At 24.9% G+C, this 12,442-nt stretch carries 7 protein-coding genes and 1 tRNA gene; 5 read left to right on the top strand and 3 right to left on the bottom strand.

Annotation, left to right across the window (positions count from 1 at the left end):
* Positions 1-5 precede the first annotated feature (5 nt).
* From pyrG to AC27EK_RS00900, 4 genes are all read left to right on the top strand, one after another.
* Complete coding sequence (pyrG, locus tag AC27EK_RS00915; RefSeq protein ID WP_487231488.1) at positions 6-1,508, top strand: CTP synthase; 1,503 nt, start codon at positions 6-8, stop codon at positions 1,506-1,508.
* 8 nt (positions 1,509-1,516) lie between these two features.
* The gene (gene hisS / locus AC27EK_RS00910; protein ID WP_487231487.1) at positions 1,517-2,767 is read left to right on the top strand and encodes a histidine--tRNA ligase; all 1,251 of its coding nucleotides are present in this window, start codon (positions 1,517-1,519) and stop codon (positions 2,765-2,767) included.
* Position 2,768: 1 nt separating this feature from the next.
* Positions 2,769-4,451: an aspartate--tRNA ligase gene (aspS, locus tag AC27EK_RS00905; RefSeq protein ID WP_487231486.1), complete on the top strand. Its 1,683-nt coding sequence runs from the start codon at positions 2,769-2,771 to the stop codon at positions 4,449-4,451.
* Between the two features lie 108 nt (positions 4,452-4,559).
* Positions 4,560-9,695 (top strand): ABC transporter permease, encoded by a 5,136-nt coding sequence (locus AC27EK_RS00900; RefSeq protein ID WP_487231485.1) that lies wholly within the window; start codon positions 4,560-4,562, stop codon positions 9,693-9,695.
* Between the two features lie 34 nt (positions 9,696-9,729).
* Here the strand turns inward: AC27EK_RS00900 and AC27EK_RS00895 are convergent, their stop codons facing one another.
* On the bottom strand, positions 9,730-10,635 hold the full coding sequence (locus AC27EK_RS00895) for a cation efflux transmembrane domain-containing protein (RefSeq protein WP_487231484.1): 906 nt from the start codon (positions 10,633-10,635) through the stop codon (positions 9,730-9,732).
* A 76-nt stretch (positions 10,636-10,711) separates the two neighbouring features.
* Between AC27EK_RS00895 and AC27EK_RS00890 the strand changes: the two genes are divergently transcribed.
* Positions 10,712-11,392, top strand: a complete 681-nt coding sequence (locus AC27EK_RS00890) for a nitroreductase family protein (protein ID WP_487231483.1) — start codon at positions 10,712-10,714, stop codon at positions 11,390-11,392.
* 31 nt (positions 11,393-11,423) lie between these two features.
* On the opposite strand, the gene AC27EK_RS00885 is transcribed toward AC27EK_RS00890, so the two are convergent.
* Positions 11,424-11,507: transfer RNA gene (locus AC27EK_RS00885), tRNA-Leu, on the bottom strand.
* 38 nt (positions 11,508-11,545) lie between these two features.
* Positions 11,546-12,436: a ribonuclease HIII gene (rnhC, locus tag AC27EK_RS00880; RefSeq protein WP_487231482.1), complete on the bottom strand. Its 891-nt coding sequence runs from the start codon at positions 12,434-12,436 to the stop codon at positions 11,546-11,548.
* Positions 12,437-12,442 lie beyond the last annotated feature (6 nt).

The raw sequence follows: 12,442 nt of genomic DNA, 5'->3' as shown, positions 1-12,442 counted from the left end.
AAGATATGAAAGTTGACAAAACAAAATTTATATTCGTTACTGGTGGAGTTTACTCTTCATTAGGTAAAGGAATATCTGCTTCAAGTATGGGAAGATTACTTAAAGAACAAGGATTTAAAGTGGCTATTCAAAAGCTTGATCCATATCTAAATGCTAATCCTTTATTTTTGTCTCCCCTGCAACATGGAGAAATTTATATAACTAAAGATGGAAGAGCAGTTGATCTTGATTTAGGAAACTATGAAAGATTTATCGATGAGGATTTGACTAAATCTTCTTCTCTATCATTTGGAAGAATTTATTCAGAAGTTCTAGAGAATGAAAAGAATAATGTTTATAAACAACAAACTATACAAGTTGTTCCTACAATAACTAATCATATAATTGATAAGTTTTATAAATTAGCTGAAGAAACTCAAGCTGATTTTATAATTGTTGAAATCGGTGGAACAGTTGGAGATATTGAATCAATACCTTTCTTTGAAACGCTTTCTATATTTGCTCATAAATATGGAAAGAATAATGTACTATTTGCTCACTGTGTTCCTTTAATTGCATTGAATGTAGTTAATGGTGAATTAAAAACAAAACCAGCACAACACTCTATTAATAATTTAAGAAGTTTGGGTGTTCAACCAGACTTCTTAATACTTAGATCTTCTTTTGATGTTCCAAAAGATATTATTGAAAAAATAAGTTATTTGTCTGCTATTGACAAAGAACATATTTTAGTTGCTAAGGATTTAGAATCAACTTATTTTCTACCAACTGAATTTTATAATCAAAATTTTCATTCTAAAATTCTTTCTCATTTCAAAATTGATATCAAAACAAAACCAATGAAAGAATGAGATAAGTTTGTTAAAACTATTAAAACTAAACCAACTAGTGAACTTAAAGTTGCTATAGTTGGAGAATATGTTTCATTGCATGATGCATATTTTTCAGTTTTAGAATCTATTAATTTAACTTCTTATGAATTAAAAATAAAATCAAAAATTGTTTGAATTTCAGCTGATGATATTAATAAAGATTTTAAAAAGAAATATGATGATGTTGACATCTTTATATTTGGTGGATTTGCAAGTTCTGATTTCAAAAAGAAAGCGGAATTATTTATAGACATTGCTTTAAAAAACAACTTTAAAGTACTTTCATATTCTGAAGGTCATTTTAATGTTTTAAATTATTTAAAAATTAAAATTAATAGCAATACAGATCTAAATCCAGGTTCTGCTAAAATTGAATTAACAGATGAATCTAAAAAAGAATCAAACCTTGAATACAACAAAGAAAGAAGAACTAAAAATTTCATAGTTAAAGAAGAAGATTTTAAAGCAAAAGATTTTAAAGTTATTGGAAAAACTGGAGAATTTGTTGAAATCATTTCACATTCAAAGAATGATTTATTTTGTTCAGTTAATTTTAATCCAGAATTTACTTCTAGACCTATGAAACCAAACTTACTATATTTACTATTATTTAATAAAGCGTTGAATAATAAATAAGGATTATTATGGAATTCAAAAAACCAAGAGGAACTAACGATTGATTTGGAAAAGAAGTCAAAGAGTTCGAGTTAGTCGTTAATAAATTAAAAACAATAGCTAAGAACTATTCTTTTAGTGAAATTAAAACTCCTACTTTTGAATCTTCAAATCTTTTTAATAAAGCGGTTGGTGAAACTAGTGATATAGTTTCAAAAGAACTATATACATTTGAAGACAAATCAAATAGATTAATGTGTTTAAGACCTGAAGGAACCGCTAGTGTTGTTAGATCTTATGTAGAAAACAAAATGTTCGGAAATCAATCAAAAGTTATTAAGTTTTTTTATTTAATGAATATGTTTAGATATGAAAGACCACAAACCGGAAGATTAAGAGAATTTCATCAATTTGGAGTTGAGTACTTAAAAACATCTTCGATTTATGATGATGTTGAAATTATTATGTTTGCAAAAAATATTCTTGACGATTTCAAAATTCGTGATTATAAATTAAAAATAAATAATCTAGGAAATTTTGAAAGTAGAAATAAATGAGTTCAATCTTTAAAAGAATATTTTTCAAAATATAAAAACGAATTAAGTGAAGATTCGATTAAGAGATTACAAAAAAACCCATTAAGAATACTAGATGATAAAGTAGATTCTAAGAAGGAGTTTGTTAAAAACGCTCCAAAATTAAACCAATTTCTTTCAACAGAAGAAATTAAAAATTTTAATGAAATTTGTAATTTATTAAATGAATTCAATATTGATTATGAAATTGATGAATTTTTAGTCAGAGGATTAGATTATTATAGTGGTTTAGTATTTGAATTTGTCTCTACAAATGACATACTAAAATCAAAAGAAACAATACTAGCTGGTGGAAGATATGCAAAACTTATTTCACAAACAGGAGGCCCTGATAATGAAGGACTTGGTTTTGCTATAGGTATTGAAAGATTTATTATGTTACTTAAAGAAAACAACAATGATTTTTTTAATGTAAACAACAAAATTATTTACGTTGCTTCTGAAACCAATAATAAAAAAGAAGAATTAGAAATATTATCTTTATTAAGAACAAATAATTTTGTAGTTGAAAATGATTTTAGTTTAAATGATAAAAATAAACATTTCAAATCTGCTCAAAAAGCAAAATATGATTATTTGGTTTTTGTTAATGAAAATCAACTCACTATTAAAAATCTGAAAGAAAAAACAACTGAAAACATTAAAAGAAATCAATTAATTGATTTCTTTAAAGAAAGAATTTAAAATGAAAAGAACATATACAAATGAAATTAATGATTCTTTGATTGAAAAAGAAATATTAATTAAAGGTTGAATTAAAACTAGAAGAAAATTAGGAAATTTATTATTTCTAGATGTTAGAGATACTTTTAATTATGTTCAAGTTGTATTTGATTCAGAAAATCCTAATTTTAAAAAGGCTTTAAAATTAACTAAAGAGTCTACTGTTTGTATTAAAGGCGTTCTACAAGTAAGAAAAAGCATAAACGAAAAAATACTAACTGGAAAATATGAAATAATAGCCAATGAATTAGAAATATATTCAATTGCTGAACAAACTCCTATGATTATTGACATTAACACTGATGCTCTTGAAGAAGTTAGATTTAAAAATAGATTCTTAGATTTGAGAAGAGAAAATATTGCATCGATTTTTAAATTTAGAAGCTTATTAATTAATGAAATAAGTAATTTTTTAATCAAAAAGGATTTTATTAATATAGAAACTCCAATTCTTTCTAAACCAACTCCTGAAGGATCAGCAGATTATTTAGTTAATTTTGAAAAAGAAGAAGGTCATTATTATGCTCTTCCTCAATCTCCCCAATTGTTTAAACAATTTTTAATGTTTGGAGGTTTTGAAAAATATTTTCAAATTGCAAGATGTTTTAGAAATGAAAATCTAAGAAAAGATAGACAACCAGAATTCACTCAACTTGATATTGAAATGGCCTTCAGTTCTGAAGAAGAAGTACAAGAATTAACAGAACAATTAATAAAACATATATTTAAAAAATTAAAAAATATAGATATTAAATTACCTATCCAAAAAATGGAATTTGATTATGCTATAGAAAATTATGGTGTAGACAAGCCTGATATTAGATTTGAAATGTTATTAACTAATATTCAAAATATTTTTAAAAACACAAAAGCCAATATTTTTAAAAATAAAACTGTTAAAGCCTTGTATTTGGAAAATAATTTTTGTGATTCAAAACAAATTAAATATTTAGAAAAAATTGCAAAAGATAATCAAGCCAAAGGATTGGCTTGATTACAATTAAAAGATAATAAGGTGTCAGGTTCTGTTTCAAAATTACTTTCAGAAGAAGAAATTAATGATTTATTTAATTTTAAAAATTTAAAAAACGGAACTGTCTTTATAGTAGCTGATGAAAAAGAAATAGTAAATCAATCATTGGGCGCAGTTAGAAATGAATTAGGTTCTATGTTTAAATTAACAGATCCTAATGAATTTAAATTTTTATGAATTGTAAATTGACCATTATTTGAATATTCAGAAGAAGATAAAAGATATAAAGCTGCCCATCATCCATTTACAAAGCCTTCAAAAGAATTTGAGAAAAATTTTGATGAACATTTAGAAATTGCAAGATCATGTTCTTATGACATCGTTCTTAATGGAATAGAACTTGGTGGCGGTAGTCTTAGAATAGATAATTATGATCAACAAGTAAAGATGTTTGAATCTGTTGGATTATCTAAAAGTGAATATGAAACTAAATTTGGATTTTTGTTAGATGCATTTAAGTATGGAGTTCCACCTCATTGTGGAATTGCATTAGGAATCGATAGGTTAGTTCAAATAATGTTAGATTTAAATGGAATAAAAGAGTGCATTGCTTTTCCAAAGAACAATAATGCCAAAGATACATTATTTAAATCCCCAAGTTTAATTAAATAATAAAGAAAAAAGATTTATAATTAATAATAGTTAATTTTCTAAATAGATGCTGAGAATTGATTTTTTTAAATTAGATTAGAATTAAAAAAATAAAAAAAGAGTTGATATATGAACATTTTTAAATTATTAGTTCTAAGTTCACTTCGTGTGATGAAAAAAACAAAGATATTATTAATACAATTAATATCTTTGGTTTTTCTGTCTATTCTTGTTTTAGGAACTATATCGTTTTCAAATATAGAATTAAAAAAATCATATGATAACATAGTAGAAAATGGTAATAGTCCAAAACTTTATTCTGCTATTCCAAATTCTGAAACTTTGGTTGATTATGTATATAATGATAATCAAACTAATACATTCTCAACTTTAGAAAATCTTAATATTGAAAATTTAAAACCAACAGGCAAACTAATGGATATTATGAATCCAATGGCTATGTCTAATATAAATTTAAATAACGGAACACCCAATTTTAATCTAAAAGGATTTTACGTAATAAGTTCTTTAATTAAAAATAAAAACAATAGTCCGGTTTCTGTTGTTGAAAACACAACAAACCCAAGTCCTAACATTTTTGATTTATTTTCATTATTTAAAAATGGTTCATTGTATACAGTTGGTCAAGCACCATATTCACCAGAAGAATTGCAATTAAAAATAGCCGATCCTTATTCTTATACTACAAACCCTTACAGTTTTGTATATAACACAACAGGAAAAATAATCGGTGTTTCTAATTTTGGTTCTGCTAGAGTTGAAGGGGTCAATCTTATTAATACTAATTATCACTTATTTCATTCTCCTGTTTATTTAACAGAAGAAGGTGCAAAAGCAAATGGTATTATTCCCACAACTAATAAAAACTCATTAAATTTAACTTCAACAATCCCGAATGGATATGGTCAATTGAAATTATCATCAAATGAACTTTTCAATCCTAGTGATAATTTTATGTTTGGTGTTGATGATGCTATTCCAACAGATCCTTCATCAATTATAAAAACATATGGCGAAAAAATGATGACGTTCATAAAAAACAATATGGATGCTAATCTTTTCATTCCTGAACTAAATAAAATTAATACTAAATTATCTTCTGTTGATTATAAAAAACAAGTTAAAACTTTTAATATAAAATATCAATTAGATTTTAAAAATTCAAAAAATAATTTAGTTAATTTTTTATATAAAAAAGTTAATGAATTACCAGAACTAAAAAGCAAATATTTAAATTATTTCGATGGAACTATTTCTATACCAGCTATAGAAAATTATACTTTGAATAAAAACGGCAAGCCTAATTCTGCAAATATTAAATCTATAGTTAATGAAACTGTTAATAAATTACAAAATATGATTACACAGGAAATTAAAGATAATATATTTACTAAATATCCTAGTTTTGAAACTGAATATAAAAATGAATATGATTTAACTGTTCAATTCAATAAACATAATTTAAATTGAGTTGAATCAGAAAATGGAGTTTATTCTAATTCTGTTGATAATTCGAAATTTATTATTTCAAAAGCAAATTTGGTTTCAAACTCTAATCAGAATCCTGTTAGTAAAGTTGTTATTAATAAAGGAATGGGCGTTCCTTCGAAAGACATAACAAATTTTATTTCTGAAGATACTAATATTAGATTATCTGGATGAAATTATGAAATGATAAATCAATACAACAACTCAATGAGCAAACCTACTGTAAGACAAAAGTTTTATGATGATTGAATTAAATATGATTTTTCAAGAATTTATAAAATAGCTTCAGAGGCTTTTTGAAATATATTTGATGTCGAAAAAATGAATGCTCCAAGATTATATAAAATACTTGCAACTCCTCCAAAATCGTTTGAAGAATTTTCTAATCTTTATATTCCTACATTACATGAAGCAAATCAGAAAATGTTTATTCAAAACATAAATTTCAATGGATTTGGTTACACTATAAATGCCATTAATTTAATAAAAGCTGTTGGTGGTGTTAATGGTGTTCCTTTTCAGATAGATTATGCAGATAAATCTTCTTTCTTAACGGTTTTATCTTCTAACTATATGAAGGCCAATAAAAATAACAAAGTAATAGTTCCTAAAAATATTTTAGAACAAGCAATGCTTTTGCCATATTCAAATCAAACTTTAAATCTAGAAGAAGTAAATAACTCATCTAACAAAGAAAAATACAAATCTCATTTTATTAAATCCTTAAAAACAGGAAAAACAACTTTTTATAGAAGTTTTAAAGAGTGAATGAACGATCTTCCTGAAAAATATACAGTAAGTGTTAACTCTCTTAAATATGTAATTATTGGAGATGGATTAAGTCCTGAGTTTTTATATCCCGCTTTATCTAGCGAGCAATTATTGCTTGATAATAAAAAAAGTGGAGTAATGTATGTTAATGGTTCTGGTTTAAGTAGAATCGAAAATAGTTCAAGTGCTGAAATCAATAAATATTATTTAATGAATTTTGAACCCGGAACATCATTAATAACTGAGAATAATATTATTAATGAGCTTAATGCTTTTACATTAAAAAATTATGGAAAAAAATTAATTTATAAAACAGATGATTCAAATCTTCCTAATAAATTACTTTATACAAGAATGAATTTCTCTAATGACTTAAGAACAATAATTCTTATAGTTACATTGATTGTTGGTTTAATAATTGCTTTCTTATCTTTATTCTTCGTTTCTACATTACTAAGATCTATTATTAAACAAAATAGACAAACCTTTGGAATTATATTAGCTAACGGTATTAATAAATTTAAAATATCTATGTCGTTCTTCTGCTTTGCTTTATTCCCAGCGGTAATTGCTGGAGTATTAGGGTATATAGCTGCATACTTTACGTCGCCAGTAATTACTAACATCGTTTCTGATTATTGAGCTTCTCCATTAAATGAATCTTCATTACAGTGATTTATGTTCTTTATAATGCCTGTTATTTTGTTCATAATATTGTTTTCAGTTTTGGTTGGTGTTATGTTCTGAACATTTAGAAAGAAAACAACTGACATTATGTCAGTATCTTCTGAATTTAGAATGAATGCATTTGTAATGATGATTAATAAAATTACAACTAAGACCGGAAGTCTTAACTCATTTAGACTAACATTTATGATGGGTAACATTACAAGGTTTTTAATTCTTACTGGAATAGTAACCGCATTCATTACATTAACTTCAACAATTATAGGAAGTCTTAACTCATTTAGTAATGCCCTTTCTTATACTCAAAGAAATAAAGAATACACATATAGTTTTAATCTTTATTCACCTACTAAGCAAGGTGGTTATTATTCAGTAATTCCTACTTCTCAACTAGGAACAACCCAAGGATTCTTAACTCCTTTATATGGTCCAAATTCTAATTCAACTATGTATGGTTCTGATTATACAGAAGCTTTAAAATACCCATTTGATAGCAATTTAAGTTACAACAACTTATTCTTATTAAATTCTAATATTGTTTCTGACATACAAGGTAAACTTAGATTCTTTAACAATAAAATATTTACTAAATTGGCTTTAGATTCTAATGTTAACTTTGCAGGTTCATATATTAATCCTTGAGATTTTGCTAAAAATTATGCTCCTTCTTCTATTATTTCTTTAAGTGATTATTATGCTCAACAATTATTGACACAAGCATTTAATTTCTTTGTATACGTTCAAAAAAATAATTTATTCCAATCATATTTACCAGGAGTAATTAGTCAACCTTGAACATTAGATGGAAACAACATTAAAGACACTTCAAGTGAAACTTTAAATAAACCTCATGATAATTGAATATTTTCAAGAACCATAAATCCTTCAACACAAAAATATATTTGAACATTAAATCAAAAATCATTATTAGGGGCTCCTACTTTCCAATTTAATAAGAGAGCCGTTTCGTTATTGGTTCAATTGTTTAATCTTTATCAAAATCCATTGTTTAGAAATTGATCAATAAATAATTTTGGTAAAGTTACTAATTACAATTATTTCATCGGAATGAATGTGGTTGCTGTTGAAAATCAATATGAAACTTACACTTATTTAAAATCAAGCATTGATAAAATTAATTCTGAAAAAACTAATGAATTAATAAATGCAAATATACAAGGTGTTAAGAGTAATTCAAACTTTTTAATTCTTTATAATAATAAAAATGAAAGCATGAACAACTTATTAAATAAAGAACCAACTATATATAATGCTCAAGAGTACTATCCTATGATCATTAATGAAGTTGTTGCCAAAAAATATGGATTAAAAGTTGGGGACAGACTTTCAACAAATGTTTATAATTCATATGATAGATTTATTACTAAATACAATCATCCTAATGAAAATCAGTTTGTTAATGCTAATTTCCAAATAGTTGGAATAACTACATCAAAATCTGAAAATCAATATTATACTAATCAAAAATATGCAAACAAAATATTGGGTTATACTTTAACTCCAGAAGAAGAAAAACAACAACCAGGATACGTTCCATTTAATGGTTATTTCACAAAGGCAACTTCTCCTTCAATGGTTTCAAATTTTGGTAGTATTTATTCACCCTCAGGATTAAGTCCAGCAACTGGACTTTGAGGTAGAGATGTAACAAGTGGCGATACGACTCAACAAATTTATAATAATTGGGACAAACTTAACGGAATTGTTGGTTTTGATATTACTAAGGGTCTTCAATCAAGAGTCAATTTATCAGCTGGTGTAGTTATGGGAAGATTAATAGATACATTTGGTAGCGATCGTCCTTTATTAATTTCTATTCAATCAGTTGATGCTACATTTGTTAATAATTTACTGGGTTCTACTATTGATTCAACAGTTTCAAATATTATGACCTTTGTAACTATTGCTTTAATTCCTACATTGTTAATTATTATTGTTATGTTAGGAACTATGATAGTTTCTGAAGCTAATAGATTAATTGCTTTATTAAAAGTATTAGGTTTAAATAACTTACAAAACACTATTTCATTTATGCTAGTTTATTTATTTGTATTAGTATTAGGTTTAGCAATTTCAGTTGGTGTTACATTTGGAATATTATCTCTATTCTCATCATTAGTATTTTCAGGATTTAATATTATTATTAATCCTATTGCTCCTTGATGATCATTCTTAGGAATGTTTGGAATAGTTGGAATTATATTCTTATTAATATTCTTATGAACATACTTCAAAATTCAAAAAATAGAACCTTCAAGTGCTGTATCTACAAAATAAAAAAAGACCTGTTAATGGTCTTTTTTATTTTTAATTATTGTTGTAATATATATGTAATTTCTACATACGTTTTAAATTCTTTTTCAATTAAAAATTCTACTTCTCTTATTTTTTTGTCTGTAAGATCTTTAAATTTTGTTTTATCTAATGAAACAAATATTTTAATACCACCCGAAAAATTATAAATGTGTAAATTATCAGGATTTATTGTTATTAATTCTCTAATCTTATTTTCTCTTTCGATTTCTTTGTTAGTTTTTCTAAATAATAAAACATTTATAACCTGGAATAAAGGTCTAATTGAAAGCGGAGTAACTAATATTATTATTACTAATAATAATGATTTATCAATGATAACTCTTATTTTATTAATATAAGCTATTTCCATACCCCTCAAAGCTAAAGAAGTTGATGTTAGAGCAATACCTATTGTTAATGAAAACAACATGTCTACAATGGCTGAGTTTCTTTCAATTATAAGCAATGAAGAATTGTTATTTTTCTTTGCCCCGATATGAAGAAATATTGCATTAAGACTACATATTAGAACTAAAGTGATTGTGTAACCTAAATAATATTCAAATTTTGGTGGAGTTTCAATGTTTACTGTATTAATAGCAGAAATAAGTTCCATAATTGCATCGTAAATAAAATATAAACTTAATATTGTTAAAATTATTATTTTAAAGAAAACAAAAAGATTTTCTGCTATTAATACACCTAAAGGATATTTAGAACTTTTTGGTTTTCATTTAAATTTAATTCAATATGAAACAAAACTACCAACTATCATGATGCAAGAATAAACCGCATCAAATAATATTGAAGTGTCTTTAACTATAAAATAAAAAACTATGCCGGCTATTGCCATTATTGAAAACACAAATATACTAAATAACAAAGCATTTTTGGTAGTTAGAATTTTAGTGCTTTTATTCATAATTTATCTCCTTAATATCACATATAATAGTATAGAATATTATTTAATTTATGGAGAAAAAAGCAACTAAAACAAAATGAAATTTTTAAATATACTAGAAAAAAGAAAAAGTTCAAGATTATTTAAGGATATTGAATTAAATAAAGAGATGATTGATGAATTAAAACAATCAATCAATTTATCACCAACTTCGTTTAATTTACATAACTTTAGTGCAATATTTGTAACTGACAAAAAAACAAAAGAAAAAATAAGCACTAATGATATGATTACTTCTTGTTCTTTATTAGTTGTGTTTTGTATAGATGTGAATAGAGTTGAAGTTAAAGGTATGTCTGAATTTGATAAATACTCAATGTCTTTATTAAATATTGGAATATCAATAAACAATCTTACTACTATGGCTTCTTATTTAGAATTATCTTATGGATTTAATTATTCTATTAACAGAAATAATAAAATTATAAAAGACGTATTGAATCTTAATGATAATATAGTTCCAATAATTGCAGTAGCCATTGGACATTCAAAAGAAGATTCTGATATCAAGCCAAAACTTAATAAAATTTATGATGAAAAGTATGATCTTCAATTAGTTAAAACAGAAGTTGAAGAATATGACAAAACAATGAATGAATATTATTTGGCTAGAAATTCAAATAATAAAGATATTAATTGGACAAATTTTTCTAAAAATATAATTTTAGATTCAAAAGAACTCAAAAAAAGTTTAAATAAAATAATCAAAATAAAATAAAAAAAACCTCTTGAATCAAGAGGTTTTTAAATGGTACTCAGAATGGGACTTGAACCCACAAGGTATTAACCGGCTGATTTTGAGTCAGCTGCGTCTGCCATTCCGCCATCTGAGCAAAATAAATACATATATATAATACTTTACATATGTTTATTATTTAATTAATTTTTCAGTATTCGAAAAATGTTGTTTCACATTTTCTTTTAATTTATCAAAACCATATTTATTAATTATATTTTTACAAGTTGATTCTATTTTTGAATTTCAAGCCCCTAAAGGAATTCGCACATCAAGTTTTTTTTCTATTTTTTCTATTTGTTTTAAAAAATGTATTCTTGCAATAATAGAAGCCGCTGCTACGAAAATGTATTCACTCTCAGCTTTTGGAGTGAATTCACTAATATTGATTGATGACAAATTCATTCTATTTAAATAATCATTGAATTTATCTTCATTAACATACTGATCAATAACAGAAAAAGCATTTGGTTTTTTATTTATTAAAGCAGACAAAGCCTGATGATGTAAAAATGTTTTAGACATATGAGAATTTTTATATTTATCAAAAAATTTATTATATTGCTCTGAATCAAATTCACAAACCATATGAGTTATCTTATTTTTAATAGATTCATATATTTCCAACATCTTTTTATCAGTTAAATTTTTCGAATCATCAATTCCTAATTCTTGTAAAAAATTTATTTGCTCTTTATTAACAAGAACAGCACAAACAACCAAGCCTCCAAAGTAATCTCCAACACCGACCTCGTCACTTCCAACAAAATAATCAAAATTATTTAAATCTTTTTTGTTTTTTGTTTTGTTTGATTCTTGTTTTGTATTAAAATAATTAAAAGAGACCCTTTCGGCGTCTTTACCTTGAAAAACAACTTTATTCGAAAAATAAAACGTTATTGTTACATTGTTAATTTTCAAAATAAAATTTACATTTGGATTTTTGTTAGAAATTAAAAAATCTTTATAAGTACTTTTATATTTTTTAATTTCTTCATTGGTTAAAATTAAACTTATAGTATTCATATTGCT

This window comes from Ureaplasma rhincodontis (genome assembly GCF_057537535.1).
Note: the sequence above shows the minus strand (reverse complement) of the source record. Positions and strands in the feature narration are given on the sequence as shown.